The sequence below is a fragment of the Pseudomonas halotolerans genome (genome assembly GCF_039581215.1).
Classification (GTDB): domain Bacteria; phylum Pseudomonadota; class Gammaproteobacteria; order Pseudomonadales; family Pseudomonadaceae; genus Aquipseudomonas; species Aquipseudomonas tehranensis.
The window spans coordinates 392645-411606 of the sequence record NZ_JBCNTJ010000004.1 but is presented as its reverse complement, the minus strand read 5'-3'; the positions used below and the strand labels follow the sequence as shown (position 1 = coordinate 411606).

General features: G+C 61.0%; 16 protein-coding genes. 12 read left to right on the top strand and 4 right to left on the bottom strand.

All coding sequences use genetic code 11. The annotated features are described in order from the left end of the window. Positions 1–157 precede the first annotated feature (157 nt). The 3 genes from AAIS01_RS08685 (at position 158) to AAIS01_RS08675 (ending at position 2710) form a co-directional block, all read left to right on the top strand. A complete protein-coding gene (locus AAIS01_RS08685) occupies positions 158–748 on the top strand; it encodes a biliverdin-producing heme oxygenase (RefSeq protein ID WP_343468631.1) in 591 nt (196 codons plus the stop codon). 135 nt (positions 749–883) lie between these two features. Beyond that, positions 884–1330, top strand: a complete 447-nt coding sequence (locus AAIS01_RS08680; protein WP_343468645.1) for a YbaN family protein — start codon at positions 884–886, stop codon at positions 1328–1330. Between the two features lie 33 nt (positions 1331–1363). Further along, positions 1364–2710 carry a CoA transferase gene (locus tag AAIS01_RS08675; RefSeq protein ID WP_343468630.1) on the top strand — a complete coding sequence of 449 codons (1347 nt, stop codon included), beginning with the start codon at positions 1364–1366 and terminating at the stop codon, positions 2708–2710. An 89-nt stretch (positions 2711–2799) separates the two neighbouring features. Here the strand turns inward: AAIS01_RS08675 and arcD (AAIS01_RS08670) are convergent, their stop codons facing one another. Continuing rightward, positions 2800–4227, bottom strand: a complete 1428-nt coding sequence (gene arcD, locus AAIS01_RS08670; protein WP_343468629.1) for an arginine-ornithine antiporter — start codon at positions 4225–4227, stop codon at positions 2800–2802. A gap of 392 nt (positions 4228–4619) precedes the next feature. Between arcD (AAIS01_RS08670) and arcD (AAIS01_RS08665) the strand changes: the two genes are divergently transcribed. The 6 genes from arcD (AAIS01_RS08665) to AAIS01_RS08640 all read left to right on the top strand — a co-directional run bounded on the left by arcD (AAIS01_RS08665) (position 4620) and on the right by AAIS01_RS08640 (position 10367). Next, complete coding sequence (gene arcD, locus AAIS01_RS08665) at positions 4620–6047, top strand: arginine-ornithine antiporter (protein ID WP_343468628.1); 1428 nt, start codon at positions 4620–4622, stop codon at positions 6045–6047. Positions 6048–6080: 33 nt separating this feature from the next. Beyond that, positions 6081–7337 (top strand): arginine deiminase, encoded by a 1257-nt coding sequence (gene arcA, locus AAIS01_RS08660; RefSeq protein WP_343468627.1) that lies wholly within the window; start codon positions 6081–6083, stop codon positions 7335–7337. 68 nt (positions 7338–7405) lie between these two features. Next, positions 7406–8416 (top strand): ornithine carbamoyltransferase, encoded by a 1011-nt coding sequence (locus tag AAIS01_RS08655; RefSeq protein ID WP_343468626.1) that lies wholly within the window; start codon positions 7406–7408, stop codon positions 8414–8416. A 166-nt stretch (positions 8417–8582) separates the two neighbouring features. After that, positions 8583–9512, top strand: coding sequence for a carbamate kinase (gene arcC / locus AAIS01_RS08650; protein WP_343468625.1), 930 nt, complete (start codon positions 8583–8585; stop codon positions 9510–9512). A 64-nt stretch (positions 9513–9576) separates the two neighbouring features. Further along, positions 9577–9936 carry a DUF5064 family protein gene (locus AAIS01_RS08645; protein ID WP_186655622.1) on the top strand — a complete coding sequence of 120 codons (360 nt, stop codon included), beginning with the start codon at positions 9577–9579 and terminating at the stop codon, positions 9934–9936. 254 nt (positions 9937–10190) lie between these two features. Then, a complete protein-coding gene (locus tag AAIS01_RS08640; protein WP_177193333.1) occupies positions 10191–10367 on the top strand; it encodes a hypothetical protein in 177 nt (58 codons plus the stop codon). A gap of 7 nt (positions 10368–10374) precedes the next feature. On the opposite strand, the gene AAIS01_RS08635 is transcribed toward AAIS01_RS08640, so the two are convergent. Then, complete coding sequence (locus AAIS01_RS08635; RefSeq protein ID WP_343468624.1) at positions 10375–11268, bottom strand: helix-turn-helix domain-containing protein; 894 nt, start codon at positions 11266–11268, stop codon at positions 10375–10377. A gap of 163 nt (positions 11269–11431) precedes the next feature. Between AAIS01_RS08635 and pobA the strand changes: the two genes are divergently transcribed. Together pobA and AAIS01_RS08625 are read left to right on the top strand one after the other, a co-directional pair. Then, positions 11432–12622 (top strand): 4-hydroxybenzoate 3-monooxygenase, encoded by a 1191-nt coding sequence (gene pobA, locus AAIS01_RS08630; protein ID WP_343468623.1) that lies wholly within the window; start codon positions 11432–11434, stop codon positions 12620–12622. Between the two features lie 69 nt (positions 12623–12691). Then, positions 12692–14209 (top strand): MDR family MFS transporter, encoded by a 1518-nt coding sequence (locus AAIS01_RS08625; RefSeq protein WP_489685657.1) that lies wholly within the window; start codon positions 12692–12694, stop codon positions 14207–14209. Between the two features lie 194 nt (positions 14210–14403). Here AAIS01_RS08625 and AAIS01_RS08620 read toward each other — a convergent pair whose 3' ends face one another. Next, positions 14404–15753, bottom strand: coding sequence for a spinster family MFS transporter (locus AAIS01_RS08620; protein WP_343468621.1), 1350 nt, complete (start codon positions 15751–15753; stop codon positions 14404–14406). A gap of 364 nt (positions 15754–16117) precedes the next feature. Here AAIS01_RS08620 and AAIS01_RS08615 point away from each other — a divergent pair, with 364 nt between their 5' ends. Further along, a complete protein-coding gene (locus tag AAIS01_RS08615; protein ID WP_343468620.1) occupies positions 16118–18295 on the top strand; it encodes a hypothetical protein in 2178 nt (725 codons plus the stop codon). A gap of 297 nt (positions 18296–18592) precedes the next feature. Here AAIS01_RS08615 and AAIS01_RS08610 read toward each other — a convergent pair whose 3' ends face one another. Then, positions 18593–18898: a DUF2288 domain-containing protein gene (locus AAIS01_RS08610; RefSeq protein WP_343468619.1), complete on the bottom strand. Its 306-nt coding sequence runs from the start codon at positions 18896–18898 to the stop codon at positions 18593–18595. Positions 18899–18962: the final 64 nt, after the last annotated feature.

Below are 18962 nucleotides of genomic sequence, written 5' to 3'. Positions count from 1 at the left end.
AGGCCAAACAAATACCTGTGGCGAGGAGCGTCATGTGGGAGCAAGGCTTGCCCGCGATGAAGGTGATGCGATCTTTCAGACATCGAGGCGCCTGTTCGCGAGCAAGCTTTGCTCCCACAGCCCCTCGCCACCATGTGCTCATTCGAAGGAATTTTTCATGACGACACAACATCCCGTTTTACGTTCCCAACGCCTGAACCAGATCACCCACGAGCCCCATAGCAAGCTCGACGCCCTGGTCAAAGCCCACGCCCCGTTCGAAACCCCGGCCAGCTTCGCCCGGTTCGTCGTCGCCCAATACCTGTTCCAGTCCGAGCTGGTGGCGCTGTACAACGACGCGCAACTGGCCGCCCTGATTCCCGATCTGCCGCAGCGCTGCCGCGCCGAAGCGGCCAGAGCGGACCTGGCGGACCTGGACACCGCAGTGCCTGCGCCGGTGGCGGGCGCGGTAAGTAATCCGACCCTGGCCGAGGCCTTGGGCTGGTTGTTCGTCTCCGAAGGCTCCAAGCTCGGTGCTGCATTTTTGATCAAGCGCGCCGTCGGCCTGGGCCTGAGCGAAACCTTCGGCGCCCGTCACTTGGCGGAACCGTTGGGCGGTCGTGCCGAAGGCTGGAAAACCTTCATCCGCAGCCTCGACGGCCTGGCCTTCACTGAACAGCAGGAAGCCGAAGCGGACAAAGGCGCACTGGATGCCTTCAATCGGTTTACGGTGTTGCTAGAGCAGGCTTATGCGGTGGAGTTGGCTTGAAGACACCGCCATCCCCTGTGGGAGCGAGCTTGCTCGCGATGACGGAGTTTCAGTCGCTTTGGTGTCGCCTGATGCACCGCTATCGCGAGCAAGCTCGCTCCCACAGGGGGCATATGCATGCCTGAACAAAGCCACATGAACCGCAACCCCACGAAACTCGCCCAACTGCTCTTCGGCCTGCTCGCCTACATAAGCCTGGCGATCGGCCTGGTCGCCATAGTCGTGCCCGGCCTGCCGACGACCGAGTTCATTCTGTTGGCCGCCTGGGCCGCGACCCGCAGCTCGCCGCGCCTGAGCGCCTGGCTGGAAAACCACCGGCTGTTCGGGCCGATGCTGCGCAACTGGCGCAACGGCAAAGTCGTCCCTCGCCGGGCCAAGGTTGCGGCCACCGTCAGCATGCTGCTTTGCGCCGGGCTGATGCTGGTGATGCTCGACCATGGCTGGCCGGTGTATCTGGCCCTGGCCGGCATGGGCCTGGGCAACCTGTGGATCTGGTCGCGCCCAGAGCATATCCATAGCCATTCCCGTGGCGAGGGAGCTTGCTCCCGCTGGGCCGCGAAGCGGCCCCCTACGGATTTTTGATCTATGCTCGCTCTCTGATTTGGAGGGCCTTCGATGACAGATCTGCTCACGTCCATGCAAGCCGCACTCGGCTTACCCACGACGCCAATCCCCTTCACCGACGAGGGCGCTCTGCCCTCGGCGTTCGCCGTCACGGAGCTGGCCTGCGCCAGCATCGCCACGGCCGGTCAGGCGACCGCCGAACTCATCCATCAGCAAACCGGCCGCCGGCCGACCCTGGAGGTCGACCGACGGCTGGCTTCGTTCTGGTTCTCCACCTCCCTGCGTCCCATCGGCTGGAGCGTACCGCCGATGTGGGATCCGGTGGCCGGCGACTACCCCACCGCCGACGGCTGGATTCGTCTGCACACCAATGCGCCTCACCATCGCCTCGCCGCCGAAAAGGTCTTGGGCGCGTGCATCGACCGCGCCGACATGGCGACCAAGGTGGCGCGCTGGAACAAAGCCGAACTGGAAGACGCGGTGGTCCAGGCCGGCGGTTGCGCCGCCGAAATGCGCGCGTGGCAGGCGTGGCAGATTCATCCCCAGGGCATGGCGGTGAATGCCGAGCCGCTGGTTCATCTGGACGCCACCGCCGCTCAACAGCCCAAGCCCTGGCTCGGTAGCGTGGCCCAGCCATTGGCCGGCCTCAAGGTGCTGGACCTGACCCGCGTACTGGCAGGCCCCATCGCCAGCCGTTTCCTCGCAGGCCTGGGAGCCGACGTCCTGCGCATCGACCCACCGAGCTGGAACGAGCCCGGCGTGGTGCCGGAGGTCACCCTCGGCAAACGCTGCGCCCGCCTCGACCTGCACCGGCCCGACGACCGCGCCGCGTTTGAGGCGCTGCTCAAAGACACTGACATTCTGCTCCATGGCTACCGCGCCGACGCCCTGGAACGTTTGGGCTACGGTGCCGAACAACGCCAGCGAATAGCGCCTGGTCTGATCGACGTCAGCCTCAACGCCTACGGCTGGAGCGGCCCTTGGCAGAACCGCCGCGGCTTCGACAGCCTGGTGCAGATGAGCAGCGGCATTGCCGAAGCCGGCATGGGCTGGAAACAGACCGACAAACCGACCCCGCTGCCGGTGCAGGCCCTGGACCACGGCACCGGATACCTGATGGCCGCCAGCGCGATTGTGTTGCTGTCCCGACGGTTGGCAAGCGGCCAGGGCGGCTCGGCACGTTTGTCACTGGCGCGCACGGCGAAGCTGTTGATCGAACGTGGCGCGGGCGCCGGGATTGCGTTGCGGGCCGAGGACGAGAACGATCAGGGACTGCTCGTCGAACAGACACCCTGGGGCCCGGCCCATCGACTGCAGGTGCCCTTGAAAATCACCGGGACGCCACTGCAATGGACCTCGCCGGCGGCGGAATTGGGCGCGCATCGGGCCCGGTGGTGACGACCGTCCGTTGTCGCGAGGGGATTTATGTGGGAGCAAGCCTTGCTCCCACAGCCCCCCTCAACGCCCCCTAAAAGGCGACCTTCGCCTCACAGCGTCAGAAAACCGCTGAACAACCCATAAGCCGCCACCCCGGCCCCGACCACCACACTGGCAAAAATCCCCTTTTCCATCGGCGTAAATAACCGCAACCCCTGCTCACGCTTGGCCTGGGCAAACAAAATCACCCCCGGTGCATACAACAGCGCCGACAACAGCAGGTATTTCACCCCTCCGGCATACAGCAGCCACACCGCGTAACACAGGGCGACGCCACCAATACACAGGTCTTTCATGCGCCGTGCCGAGGCCTGGCCGTAGGTTTCTCCCCGTACGCAAAGCAGCACCGCATAGGCCGCCGACCACAGGTAGGGCACCAGGATCATCGACGACGCAAGGTAGATCAGGCTGGTGTAGGTGCCTGCGGAAAACAGGGTGATCAACAAAAACAGCTGGATCATGCCATTGGTCAGCCACAGCGCGTTGACCGGCGCATGGTTGGCGTTTTCCTTGGTCAGAAACGCCGGCATGGTCTTGTCCCGGGCGGTGGCATAGAGGATTTCTGCGCACAACAGCGCCCAGGACAGCAGCGCACCGAGCAATGACACCACCAGGCCCAGGCTGATCAGCACGGCGCCCCAGGGCCCGACAATGTGTTCCAGTACACCGGCCAGGGACGGGTTCTGCAGCTTGGCCAGTTCCGGTTGGGCCATGATCCCCAGAGACAGCACGTTGACCAGCACCAGCAGTGCCAGAACCCCGAGGAACCCGATGACCGTCGCCCGCCCCACGTCCGCGCGCTTTTGCGCCCGCGCCGAATATACGCTGGCGCCTTCGATGCCGATAAACACGAACACGGTGACCAGCATCATGTGCCGTACCTGGTCCATCACGCTGCCCAGATCCGGGTTCATGACGCCCCAGATATCACGGGTGAAAATCTCGGCCTCGAAGGCCACGCCAGCGATGACGACGAACATCAACAGCGGCACGACCTTGGCCACGGTGGTCACCAGGTTGATGAACGCCGCCTCCTTGATCCCCCGCAGCACCAGGAAATGCACCGCCCACAGCAGCAACGAGGCACACGCGATGGCCACCGGGGTATTGCCCTGGCCGAACACCGGAAAAAAATACCCCAGGGTGCTGAACAGCAACACGAAGTAACCCACGTTGCCCATCCAGGCACTGATCCAGTAACCCCACGCCGAAGAGAAGCCCATGTAGTCGCCGAAACCGGCCTTGGCGTAGGCATAGACACCTGAGTCCAGTTCGGGCTTGCGATTGGCCAGGGTCTGAAAGACAAAGGCGAGGGTCAGCATGCCGACGGCGGTGATCGCCCAACCGATCAGCACCGCCCCCACATCGGCGCGGGCGGCCATGTTTTGTGGCAGGGAAAAAATCCCGCCGCCGATCATCGATCCCACCACCAGCGCCACCAGCGCACCGAGGCGTAACTTTTCAATCGGCTGGGGCATTGTGTTCACTCAACAAGTTAAATAAAACAACATAACATTTATGAATAATGCTGCCCGCGCAAAGTCCGAGGAATTATTACCCCGCTCATCGTTCAGGACAGTAATCAGGAAAGGCCGCGACAGCCGATTATCTTTGTCAGAAAACTTCCTAAAAAATAGTTGCGATTCAGAAAAAATCAACTAGCGTGAATAGTCCTACGGGATGAAGCCCGCCTCGCTGCACCTTGCCGAAGCCTCTAAAACGGGCCTCCTGGCAACTTATGGACATGAAGAAAAGCACTTAACTTCTTCATTAACAATGGAATGTTGTCATGCACTGATCCAGATCAGGTATTTCGCTTTCCAATCGACTTATTCTGTCGACTCTCTTCTCCTGCACTGGAGTCTCGCAAATGTCTGATACCCCCGGAAAACTTCGATTGGGTGCGTTAGTTGCACTGGTTGTCGGCTCCATGATCGGCGGCGGAATATTTTCCCTGCCACAAAACATGGCCGCCAGCGCTGATGTCGGTGCGGTACTGATTGGCTGGGCCATTACCGCTGTCGGCATGCTGACCCTCGCCTTTGTCTTTCAGACCCTGGCCAATCGCAAACCTGATCTGGACGGCGGTGTGTATGCCTACGCCAAGGCCGGTTTCGGCGACTACATGGGCTTCTCGTCGGCCTGGGGCTACTGGATCAGCGCCTGGCTGGGCAACGTCGGTTACTTCGTCCTGTTGTTCAGCACCTTGGGGTATTTCTTCCCGATCTTCGGCGAAGGCAACACCGTAGCAGCGGTGATCGGTGCGTCAGTGCTGCTGTGGGCGGTGCATTTCCTGGTCCTGCGAGGCATCAGGGAAGCGGCGTTCATCAACCTGGTGACCACCATCGCCAAGGTGGTGCCGCTGTTGCTGTTCGTGCTGATCGCGGTGTTCGCCTTCAGGCTCGATATCTTCACCGCCGACATCTGGGGCCTGAAGAACCCGGACCTGGGCAGCGTGATGGATCAAGTGCGCAACATGATGCTGGTCACCGTATGGGTGTTCATTGGCATTGAAGGGGCAAGCATCTTTTCCGCCCGTGCCGAGAAACGCACGGATGTCGGCAAGGCCACGGTGATCGGTTTCATCACCGTGCTGCTGTTTCTGGTGCTGGTGAACGTGCTGTCCCTGGGCATCATGACCCAACCGGAACTGGCCAAGTTGCAGAATCCGTCCATGGCTGCGGTGCTGGAGCATGTGGTGGGCCACTGGGGCGCGGTGCTGATCAGCGTCGGCCTGATCATCTCGCTGCTCGGCGCCCTGCTGTCCTGGGTACTGCTGTGCGCCGAGATCATGTTTGCCGCTGCCAAAGACCACACCATGCCGGAGTTCTTGCGCCGCGAAAACGTGAATCACGTACCCGCCAACGCCCTGTGGCTGACCAACGCGATGGTCCAGCTGTTTCTGGTCATCACCCTGTTCTCGGCCAGCACCTATCTGTCGCTGATCTACCTTGCCACGTCGATGATTCTGGTGCCGTACCTGTGGTCGGCGGCCTATGCGGTGCTGCTGGCGGTGCGCGGCGAGACCTACGAAGGCTTCGCGGCCGAGCGGCGCAAGGACCTGATCATCGGCGCCATCGCCCTGATCTACGCGGTGTGGCTGCTGTATGCCGGCGGGATCAAATACCTGCTGCTGTCCGCCCTGCTCTATGCCCCCGGCGCGATCCTGTTCGCCAAGGCCAAGCGCGAGTTGGGTAAACCGGTTTTCACCTCCGTCGAGAAGCTGATTTTCGCCGCAGTGATCGCAGGTGCCCTGGTGGCTGCCTACGGCCTCTACGACGGCTTCCTGACCTTGTAACTGACTGATTGTTTTATCTGGAGGATCTTTGTAATGACCACGGAAAAAGTGAAGTACGGCGTTCATTCCGAAGCCGGCAAGCTGCGCAAAGTCATGGTGTGTTCCCCAGGCCTGGCCCATCAGCGGCTGACCCCGAACAACTGCGACGAACTGCTGTTCGACGATGTCCTGTGGGTCAACCAGGCCAAGCGCGACCATTTCGATTTCGTCACCAAGATGCGCGAGCGTGGCGTCGATGTGCTGGAAATGCACAACCTGTTGACCGATATCGTTGCCATTCCCGAAGCCCTGGACTGGATCCTGCAACGCAAGATCACCCCCAACTCGGTCGGCATTGGCCTGGTGCATGAAGTCGATTCCTGGCTGCGCAGCCTGGAGCCGCGTCACATCGCCGAGTTCCTGATCGGTGGTGTCTCGGCCGATGATCTGCCGGACAGTTTCGGTGGCAAGACCATCCAGATGTTCCGCGACTTCCTCGGTCACTCCAGCTTCATCCTGCCGCCATTGCCCAACACTCAATTCACCCGCGACACCACCTGCTGGATCTACGGTGGCGTCACTTTGAACCCGATGTATTGGCCGGCGCGACGCCAGGAAACCTTGCTGGCCAGCGCCATCTACAAATTCCACCCCGAATTCACCCAGGCCGACTTCCAGGTCTGGTACGGCGATCCGGACCAGGATCACGGCAACGCTACGCTGGAAGGCGGCGACGTGATGCCCATTGGCAACGGCGTGGTACTGATCGGCATGGGCGAGCGTTCGTCGCGCCAGGCCATTGGCCAACTGGCGCTGAACCTGTTCAAGCACCAGGCCGTGGAGCGCGTGATCGTCGCCGGTTTGCCCAAGTCCCGCGCCGCCATGCACCTGGACACCGTGTTCAGCTTCTGCGACCGCGACCTGGTGACGATCTTCCCGGAAGTGGTGAGCCAGATCGTCGCCTTCTCCCTGCGCCCTGACGAGAGCAAACCCGGCGGCATCGACATTCGTCGCGAAGAAACCAACTTCCTCGACACCGTGGCCAAGGCCCTGAACCTCAAAGCGCTGCGCGTGGTGGAAACCGGCGGCAACAGCTTCGCCGCCGAACGCGAGCAATGGGATGACGGCAACAACGTGGTGGCCCTGGAACCGGGCGTGGTGATCGGTTACGACCGCAACACCTACACCAACACCCTGCTGCGCAAGGCCGGCGTGGAAGTCATCACCATCAGCGCCAGCGAGCTGGGCCGAGGCCGTGGCGGTGGCCATTGCATGACCTGCCCGATCATTCGCGACCCGATCGACTACTGACCTTTGAGCCTGGGTTGCCGTTTATCCAACGCAGCCCAGGGGATAACCCCCACCTGAGGAGATCCATCATGGCTTTCAACATGCACAACCGCAGCCTGCTGAGTTTGATGCACCACACCAATCGCGAGCTGCATTATCTGCTGGACCTGTCCCGGGACCTCAAGCGTGCCAAATACACCGGCACCGAGCGGCCACACCTCAAGGGCAAGAACATCGCGCTGATCTTCGAGAAAACCTCGACCCGCACCCGCTGCGCCTTCGAAGTCGCGGCCCATGACCAGGGCGCCCACGTCACCTACATCGATCCCGTCTCTTCGCAGATCGGCCACAAAGAGAGCATGAAAGACACCGCCCGGGTGCTGGGGCGGATGTTCGACGCCATCGAATATCGCGGCTTCGAACAGGAGATCGTCGAGGAGCTGGCCAAGTTCGCCGGCGTGCCAGTGTTCAACGGCCTGACCGCTGAATTCCACCCCACCCAAATGATCGCCGACACCCTGACCATGCGCGAACACAGCGATAAGCCGCTGCATGACATCAGCTACGCCTACCTGGGCGACGCCCGCTACAACATGGGCAACTCGCTGCTGATGATCGGCGCCAAACTGGGCATGGACGTGCGCATCGGCGCCCCCAAAGCCCTCTGGCCGCACCAGGACTTCATCGACCAGTGCCAGGCCTTCGCCGCTGAAAGCGGCGCACGCATCACCATCACCGAAGACCCCAAGGAAGCCGTCAAGGGCGTGGACTTCATCCACACCGACATCTGGGTGTCCATGGGCGAGCCGGTCGAGGCATGGGACGAGCGCATCGAACAACTGCTGCCCTACCAGGTCAACGCGCAAATGATGAAAGCCTCGGGCAACCCCCGGGTGAAATTCATGCATTGTCTGCCCGCGTTCCATAACAGCGAAACCAAGGTCGGCAAAGACATCGCTGCGCGCTATCCGAACCTGGCCAACGGCGTGGAGGTGACCGAGGAGGTGTTCGAATCCCCGGCCAACATCGCCTTTGAGCAAGCGGAAAACCGCATGCACACCATCAAGGCGATCCTGGTGTCGGCGCTGGCGGATATCTGACACCGGCCGCCCCCATCTGAAGTGTTTTTCACTGTGGGAGCGAGCCTGCTCGCGATAGCGGAGTATCAGCTTGCATTGATGTTGGATGTGCTGCCGTCATCGCGAGCAGGCTCGCTCCCACAAGGGGACCGAGTCGTCCATTATTTCTCTGTCAGAGGACAGCACCATGCGCATCGTCGTAGCCCTTGGCGGGAACGCCCTCCTGCGTCGGGGTGAACCCATGACCGCCGACAACCAACGCAGCAACATCCGCACCGCGACCGAACAGATCGCCAAGATCCACCCCGGCAACCAACTGGTCATCGCTCACGGCAACGGCCCCCAGGTCGGCCTACTGTCGCTGCAGGCCGCGGCCTACACCTCGGTCACGCCGTATCCGTTGGACGTGCTCGGCGCCGAGACCGAGGGCATGATCGGCTACATCATCGAACAGGAGCTGGGCAACCTACTGGACTTCGAAGTGCCGTTCGCAACGCTGTTGACCCAGGTCGAAGTGGACGCCAACGACCCGGGTTTCCAGAACCCCACCAAGCCCATTGGCCCGGTCTACACAAAGGCTGAGGCGGAAAAACTTGCGGCCGAAAAAGGTTGGGCCATTGCCCCGGACGGTGACAAGTTTCGCCGCGTGGTCGCCAGCCCGCGGCCCAAGCGCATCTTCGAAATCCGCCCGATCAAGTGGCTGCTGGAAAAGGGCAGCATCGTGATCTGCGCCGGGGGTGGCGGCATCCCGACGATGTACGACGCCGATGGCAAGCTGCAAGGCGTGGAAGCGGTGATCGACAAAGACTTGTGCTCGGCGCTACTGGCTGAACAACTGGAAAGCGATCTGCTGGTGATCGCCACGGACGTCAACGCCGCGTTCGTCGACTTCGGCAAGCCGACCCAGAAAGCCATTGCCCAGGCTCACCCCGATGAAATGGACAAGCTGGGGTTTGCCGCAGGCTCCATGGGGCCGAAAGTCCAGGCCGCCTGCGAATTTGCCCGCAACACTGGCAAGGTCGCGGTGATCGGCTCACTCTCGGACATCGAAGCCATCGTCCAGGGCACCGCCGGCACCCGCATCAGCACGGCCCAACCTGGCATCGCTTATCGCTAACAGGAAACTTGCGGGGCGGATTCGCGGTCTGCCCTACACCCACGCCTTCGAAGGAGAGTCGTTTATGGCCATGTTCGAACCCGGTCACCTGCACATGGAGCGCCACGCGCTGAACAAGGATGATTTCAGCTACAACCTGTGTATCGACTATGAGCTGGCGCAGGATCCCAAGGAGGGCCAGGGCATGTCGTTCCGGTTGCACGGCACGGTCGAGGACAAATCCGTGGACGAAACTTTTTTCCTGGCCAAGGACCAGGCCTTCGACTTCGCCCGCCATGCCACGCGCATCGCTCAGACACACGGCATGCCCAAGAGCGCCAGCATTGGCTCGATGCACAAGTATTACGATGAGATGTTCGAAGACGTACGCAAGCAACTGGACGTTAAGCCAGGCGACCCGATGAAGCCTGAGCATCTGGAATAACCCACGCGAAAAACACCTCTACGTGTGCGTGCCCTGTGGGAGCAAGGCTTGCCCGCGATGGTATCGCCTCGGTCTATCAGCTACACCGAGGTGTTTGCATCGCGGGCAAGCCTTGCTCCCACAGGCTCGCTCCCTTAAGGGTTATCAGTGTTCTGAATATCGGGTTAAACGCACTCACTGCCTGGCTGGAAACCCGCCATGGCTGACCTATGCTGAAAGTAGTACCCCAGGGTATTCGTTCAGAGGTCACCGCCATGAACATCAAAACAAGAAGACGCCTCGCCATTTTTGTCACCTGCACCGTCACGCTGGCGCTCTATGGCACGGCGGCCTATCGGGTCGAACAGGCCAGGCAACTGCCCCGTGAACACGCCAGTTGCAACCTGGAGCGCTGCATTCCCCATAGCGCGACCCTGAACGCTTTGCGCTGAGGCGTGCTCAGTCGTCCTGCTGATCGGTCTTGAGCCGGTCACGGAATGCCTTGGGAGAGATGCCAACCCGCCGGCGAAACAACCGGGTGAAATTGGTCGGGTCAGAAAAACCGAGCATTTCGGAAATCTCATAGATCGTCATGCCGGTGTAGGTCAGCAGTCGCTTGGCCTCCAGTAGCTGGCGCTCATGCATGATCTGCAGGGCCGGCTGCCCCGCCAATTCCCGACAGGTGCCGTTGAGGTGCGACACGGAGATGCCCAGACGATGGGCCAGGTCTTCGACCTTGACATGCTGGCGATAGGTTTCTTCCACCAACTGAATGAACCCGTTGAGGTACTCCCGCGCACGTTGTGGGCGCTGGGCCTGCGTGCGCCGCTGCATCACCTGACGACTGACCCAGACCATGATCACGCTGACCAAGGCATGCATCAGCATTTCCCGGGCCGGCTGATGCCCCATGTATTCAGCCTGCAAAGCGCTGAACAGACTGTTGAGGTATTGGGCGTTCTCACCGGCCGGGTAACTTTCCGCCTGGGCCAGAACGTTGATCGAGTGACCCAACTGCGCTTGCAGATGCGTGACCAGCGGAGCCGCCAGGGTCACCACGTAACCGTCGACATCCTCGGAAAAACGGAAGCCATGCACCGACAATGGCGGCAGGATCTGCACCGCCGGCTCGTCGAGCCGGGTGCGCTGGCCTTCGATTTCCAACTCCGCCTGGCCCTTGAAGACAAACAACAACTGACAGAGATCGGCATGCCGATGGGGTTTGATCTCCCATTGGTGCTCCCGGCTGCGCTTGGAAATGGTTTCACAGTGCAGCAGGTCCGGCGTCGGCCAATCCTGGCTTTCGCCGTAGAGCTTGAATACCGGGATTGAAGGCAGGTCTGTTTTTTTCATCACGAGGATCGGCCTGGGTTGCGGGCGATAATCGCACCGATTGGTAGAAAGTACAGGTATCGGCTCAGTTTTCCCCTTCAATTGACAGGTCCGCAAGCGAAAAATGCAAGCACCCCAATCAACACCGACCTTGGTCGCGTGCTTCGTGCGAGTCATAACAACAATGAACACTCTCAAGACCCAAGTTGCCATTATCGGTGCCGGCCCCTCTGGGCTGCTGCTCGGCCAATTGCTGCACAACGCTGGAATTGACACGGTGATCCTCGAACGCCAGACCCCAGACTATGTGCTGAGCCGCATCCGCGCCGGTGTGCTGGAGCAAGGCATGGCCCACTTGTTGCGCCAGGCCGGCGTCGGCCAGCGCATGGACGCCGAAGGACTGCCCCATGACGGCTTTGAGCTGGCGCTCAACGGTCGGCGGGTGCACATTGATCTAAAGGGCCTGACCGGCGGTAAAAACGTCATGATCTACGGCCAGACCGAGGTCACCCGCGACCTGATGGCCGCCCGTGAGGCCGCTGGCGCACGCACGCTTTATCAGGTCGACAACGCCCAGCCCCACGACATGCAGACCGACAGCCCCTTCGTGACCTTCGAGCACCAAGGACACACCTGGCGCCTGGACTGCGATTACATTGCCGGTTGCGACGGTTTCCATGGTGTGGCGCGCCAGTCGATCCCGGCGGAAAATCTCAAGGTCTTCGAGCGGGTCTACCCGTTCGGCTGGCTCGGCATCCTGGCCGACACCCCACCGGTTCACGAGGAGTTGGTCTACGCCCGTCACGAACGGGGTTTTGCCCTGTGCAGCATGCGCTCCAAGACTCGCACCCGCTATTACCTGCAAGTGCCCGCCGAGGAGCAAGTGGCCGATTGGCCGGACGAGCGCTTCTGGTCTGAACTGAAAAACCGCCTGCCAGCCGACCTGGCCCAGGCACTGGTGACAGGTCCCTCCATCGAGAAGAGCATCGCGCCGCTGCGCAGCTTCGTGGTCGAGCCGATGCAGTATGGACGGATGTTCCTGGTCGGTGACGCGGCCCACATCGTTCCGCCCACCGGCGCCAAGGGGCTGAACCTGGCCGCCAGCGACGTCAGCACGCTGTTCAACATTCTGCTCAAGGTCTATCGCGACGGCCGTACCGACTTGCTGGAAAAATATTCCGCCATTTGCCTGCGACGGGTGTGGAAAGCCGAGCGCTTCTCCTGGTGGATGACCTCCATGCTGCACCGCTTCGACGACGACGCCTTCAACCAGCGCATCAGCGAAGCGGAGCTGGAATATTTCGTCGACTCCGAGGCCGGTCGGAAAACCATCGCGGAAAATTACGTCGGACTTCCTTACGAGGCTATCGAATAGTCGGCTATCGACTTAAACTGCGGGCTCAGTCCTTTTCGCCACCCTGGCGTGATGCCCGCAGGTTCTGCCTTGACCCAAGCCCATACCCTCCAAGCCCCACAGCCCGCCATTCGTAGCGTGCTGGTGGCCCTGATGCTGGCAATTTTTCTCGGTGCACTGGACCAGACCATTGTCGCCGTCTCGATGCCGGCCATTTCCGCCCGGTTCGGTGATGTCAGCCTGCTGGCCTGGGTGATTTCCGGCTACATGGTCGCCATGACCGTGGCGGTGCCGATCTACGGCAAACTCGGTGACCTCTACGGTCGACGCCCCTTGATGCTGTTCGGCATGGGGCTGTTCACCCTGGCCTCACTGTTCTGTGGCCTGGCGCAAAACATGGAACAACTGGTCCTGGCGCGAATATTCCAGGGCATCGGCGCCGGCGGGATGATCTCCGTAAGCCAGGCGATCATCGGCGACATTGTGCCGCCCCGCGAACGTGGTCGCTATCAGGGTTATTTCAGCAGCATGTACGCAGTGGCCAGTGTGGCCGGGCCGGTGTTGGGTGGCTACCTGACCGAGTACCTGTCGTGGCGCTGGGTGTTCCTGATCAACCTGCCGCTGGGCCTCACGGCCTGGTGGGTGGCCCGCCGCACCCTGGTGGGGCTACCAGTGCCGCAACGCACGCCGATCATCGATTACCTGGGCACTGTGTTGTTGATCATTGGCCTGACTGCGTTGCTGCTGGGGATCACCGAGGTCGGCCAGGGCCATGCCTGGCACAGCCGTGAAGTGCTGGGATTACTGGGTTGCGCGGGGGTAGCCCTGGGGGTGTTCGTCTGGTACGAGCGTCGGGCGCGGGAACCGTTGCTGCCGATGCACCTGTTCGCCAACCGCAGCGCGGTGCTGTGCTGGTGCACGGTGTTTTTCACCAGCTTCCAGGCGATTTCCCTGACGGTGCTGGTGCCGTTGCGCTTCCAGAGCGTGACCGGCGCCGGTGCCGACAGCGCGGCGTTGCACCTGTTGCCGTTGGCGATGGGGCTGCCCATGGGTGCGTATTTTGCCGGACGCCGTACCTCGATCACCGGCCATTACCAACCGATGATCCTCTGCGGCGCCCTGCTCTTCCCGTTCGCCATCCTCGGCATGGCCTTCACCCCGCCCGACGCGTTCTGGCTCAGTAGCCTGTTCATGCTGCTCAGCGGCATCGCTTCCGGCATGCAGTTCCCGACTTCGCTGGTGGGGTCGCAAAATTCGGTGCAACAGCAGGACATCGGGGTCGCCACCAGCACCACCAACCTGTTCCGCGCCCTCGGCGGCGCCGTGGGCGTGGCGCTGATGTCGGCGTTGCTGCTGGCCTTGCTGCAGGACTCAAGCTTTGCCCAGCTTGCCGGATCGTCGCTGCTCGGCGAGGGGCATAGCGGCAATGTCTTGCTGGACGGTCTGAACGCCGCCCCGGGCGAGGCGCAGGAGGCCTTGCGCCAGGCATTGCAGGCAACATTCCGGCATCTGCTGTTGATCAGCGCGGCGGTGTCGTTGCTGGGGCTGGCGGCCGCGGTGGCGATGCCCAATCGCTTGCTGCGTGGGCGGGATGAGAAGGCTCGCTAGGCACAATTTCGCTGCCATGCACAAACCTGTGGCGAGGGGATTTATCCCCGCTGGGCTGTGGAACAGCCCCAAGGCAGTCGACTCAGTCTTTCTGAGAATCAGAGGCGTCAGTTTTGGGGGCGCTTCGCGCCCCAACGGGGATAAATCCCCTCGCCACAAAAGCAGGCTCATCACCAGAGCTGAGTCTGGTGCTATCAGGCCGTCGCCGCGACACCCGCCGGCACCACCTGCGCACTCATCCCATCCTTCATCCGCTTGGCATCGCGTACAAAACAGCGCGACGCCAGGAACAGGAACACCATGGTCAGAAACAGCGCCACCGGAATCAGGAACATCGCGTCATGCAAACCAATGGCCTTGAACGCCTCGGTCATTTGCGCGGCGCCGGCCGCGGCCATGGCCGCATGGGCAAAGTAGTCAGACAAACCACCCACCACCACCGGCCCCATGCCGCCACCCAACAGGTATAACCCGGCAAAGAACAACGCCATCGCCGTGGCCCGCAGACGCGGCTCGACGACATCCTGGATTGCCGTGTACACGCACGTATAAAAGGTATAGGCAAACAGCCAGCCGACACTGAACACCGCGACGAACACACCAATTTCAATCCGCCCGGCATACAACGCCCAAGCGGTGGTGGCCGTGGAGATCACCAAGCTGAACGCGGCGAACAGCAGGCGTCCGTTGGGCACCCGCTGATGAATCTTGTCGGCGATCCAGCCGCCCAGGGTCAACCCGAACAGCCCGGTCACGCCCACCATGATCCCGGTGGCAACCGCCGCGTCGTGCAGCGGCATCAGGAAATAGCGCTGCAGCATTGGCACCAGGAACGAGTTGCAGGCATAGGTGGCGAAGTTGAAGCACAGCCCCGCCAACACCAGCCACAGGAAAGTAGGAATCGCCAGCACCCGACGGATGGGCCTGTCGATTTTTTCCTGGGAGATCTGCACCGTTTCCGCCGCGCCGCGCTTGGGTTCCTTGATGAAAAACATGAACACCGCCAGCACCAGCCCCGGCACCGCCGCGATAAAGAACGGCGCGCGCCAGCTGTCGAAAGCCTTGACCATCGCCCCGATGGTGAAGAACGCCAGCAGCAGACCGATCGGCAGGCCCAGCATGAAAATGCCCATGGCCCGTGCCCGACGGTGGGCCGGAAACAGGTCGCCGATCAGCGAGTTGGCCGCTGGCGCGTAACTGGCTTCACCGATCCCCACGCCCATGCGTACCACCAGAAACGCCCAGAAACTGCCCACCAAACCGTTGACCGCCGTCAGCCCGCTCCAGGTCGCCAGGCCCCAGCCCATCAACTTGCTGCGTGAACCGGTATCGGCCAGGCGCCCCAGTGGCAGCCCGGCGATGGCATAGACGATGGTGAAGGCGGTGCCGATGATGCCGATCTGGAAGTCGCTGAGGCTCCACTCCATACGGATCGGTTCGATGATGATCGCCGGAATGGTGCGGTCAAAGAAGTTGAACAGGTTGGCCAGGAACAGCAGGAACAGAATGCGCCAGGCATTCGCCGCTTGGGTCGAGTTCTGCATGGGTCCGTCTCTTTATTGTTATGGGGCACGGCGAGGCATCCGAACCCGGAGTCTGCAATCTAGACAGCGGCGCGCGAGCTGTCTCCAATCATTCGCATGACTGATACCCGACCATGGCGGGGGGCGGGTTCAGTGACTGTGGTCAATGCCCTGAAGCAACTGCCATCAGTTTGCCTTATTTCGACTAAAGATCGCCTTCTGATGGCCGATTCAATCTATCAGGAAAAGATTTTCCCAAGCGCTGCTCAGGTTGCAACCCTGAACGCTTGGGCCGACCTTCGCGCCATCAAGGACGCGAGCTCCCATCCGCGACGGTTCGATGACAGTGCTCATCGCACCGACCAGTTCAGGCACATGGCGAAAAATGACCTCCAAAAAAACAGCCACTGCAGTATCCGATCTGACGCTGAGCCCGGCCGCCAACGGCCCTGAAACCTCGACGCCATCGAGTAGCCCTCGTCCCCTGGCGACCCAGCAGTATCTGTACTTCACCGAAACCAACACCGACCGCATCCTCGACAACCTCGACGGCTTGCGTGACACCGTGTTCCCACGTCCGCCGCACCTGGTGGACGACGAGAGCGAGCGTGGCCAGCAGGAATTCCCTTCGGTGTGCTTGATCGGCCTGGGTCGTTGTGGCTCCAACATCGCCCTGGACGTGGCCGAACTGGTGTACAACGCCCGCAAGTTCTACCTCAACGAATTCAACGCCGAAGACAAGAACTACAGCGACAAGGGCTACAGCCCGGCGCAGTGGATCCGCAACAATTTGCGCCTGGGCACCAGCAAGGCGAGCAAACCGGTGTTCCTGGTCGAACCCCTGGTGATGCTCGGCGACCTGGACAAAGACATCGCCGGGCGTATCCGCTTCTCGCGCAAAGGCGAAAAAAGCGGCTTCTTGCGCGACTACAGCAAAATGAAAATCATGGACCTGTCGGAAGTTCACGCCGGTGGCGCCGGTAACGCGCCAATCCTGGGGCAGTACCTGGCCAAGATCATCCTGAACAAGGACACCCAGCGGTTCTCCAGCCCCGACTGGAAAATGATCCACTCGTACCTGATCGATAGTTGCGGCATCAAGGCCAACCAGTCGCGCCTGTACTTCTCGATCTTCAGTGCCGGCGGCGGGACCGGCTCGGGCATGGCCTCGGAGTTCGGCCTGGCCCAGCAATACTCGTACATGAACAAGACATTCGACACCAAGCCGATGGACGAACACGACAGCAAGAGCGGTCACTCCTTCGTCTTCGAGCCGATCTTCACCAGCGGCATTTGCGTACTGCCGAACATTTCCGATCACCGCAGCGAAATGTCCGAGGCGCTGCACATCAACGCCGGACGCCTGCTGTGCAAGTACCTGTCGGAAGAATGGGATTTCTCGTACAACTTCGCCAACGACGACAGCAGCGAAGCCAGCGTCATGGGCCGCATCCGCCCCTGGAACGCGATGATGCTGATCTCCAACGACATCATGCGCTACGCCGAGGAGAGCGACGATGGCAATATCCAGAACATTGATGTCAATGCCATGGAGAAGCACGCCAACCAGTACATCTCCCAGCAGATTTTCAACATCCTGACCGCCCAGGCCGTGACCACCGACTACGACCAGAATTACTTCCGGCGTGCCGGTATCGACATTGGTGAAACCATCCGCCTGGACGCCAACGACCTGTTCATGAGCCTGGCCGGCCCGGTGGCGATCGCCTATGCCGAATCCGTGGTCCCGGAAACGCCGGTGCCCAGCGGCGACAAGTTCAAGGTGTTCGAGAAAGAGCCACCGCGCCTGAACATCGACGACCTGTTCTTCCGCTCCATCGACCTGCCACACTTCAACAAGGTCACCCAGGCCATTGAAGGCATCAGCCTGTTGCCGATTGAATCCAAGCGCTACCGCGCCTCGCTGGAGCAATACAAGAACTCTGGCTATGACGCTGCCGCGCTGCATGACCTGCACTTCTTCAAGAACTGCTCGTCGGTGGTGTCGATCGTCTCGCTGCCCAAGGACTACAAGCTGTCCTACATGGACCTGAACCGGCTCAAGACTCACCTCAACAGCCTGTTCCCCAACACCACCCTCAAGCGCTACGCACTGGTGATCGGTGCCTCGGCCAACCTGTCGCTGACCACCCTGATCGCCAAGAGCCCCTGCCTGTCGGACGACTTCCTGACGCTGATCGTGGCGTTCATCAAACGCTGCTTTGCCCGCGCCCCGTATCGCTTCGACGACACCCTGGACAACTCGATCCTGGACTTCATCATCAATGAAGACTTCGACGAAGAGCGCCTCGACGATCTGCTCAATGAGTTCGAAAACCCGGCGAAGATCCTCGACACCAACTGGTACGCCATCAAGCCGATGTACGAGAAGAAATACCGCGAGCTGATCAGCGACAAAGACAAGTTTGTCTCGATCAACGACATCCGCCTGTCCCGCGACTGCGTGAAGAAGTCGATCAAGTATTTGCGCGAGATCTACCGTCACCGCATTGGCAAGACCAAGGTTATTTCTTTGAATAACCATACGGGCAAGAGTTATTGAGGCTGACGCAAGACCGAGTCGCCCCTTTCGCGAGCAAGCCCGCTCCCACAGTGGACCGCATTCTTTCTGAAGAAACGCGGTTCCATGTGGGAGCGGGCTTGCTCGCGAAGGCGGCCTTGACTGCACCACCGAGACAACATCCAGAAACAATTAAGCAGCCCACAGGCTGCCCAATAAACTGTTCCCGTTACGTATACGTCACCCTGCCTGTGGCGTTTCACCACGGCAGGATGCCACCACGCTACTCACCTACACACTTTTACGCCGGAGAAAATACGAACCAACTTGGTGCGCACGTCAGATAGACGCCCTTTCCTGGATCATAATCCACGGTGAAACCACCACCGCCCATAGCAGCGGATCACGTTCCAAAAAGTCCAGCGCCCGCGTTTCAGACAGTTTGGCAAGCTGGTCGGCAGCCAGCCAGGCGGCCACTTTGGTACCTTCGTCCTGGGCAACGGCCTCGGCCGCAGCGATCAGATCCAGGGCCGGGTCGACCCACAATAGGGCACCCTTGGCAAAGAACGGCTCCAGCTCCTTCCAGGTAATGGATGCAGTTTCACCAAGCAGTTTGGCATAGAGGGTGCTAGGTTCTTGACTCATGGGAGCTGTCCGGAAAAGAAATCGGCGCGAATGATAACGTCGGTGGTCTGGCAGAAAAACCCGG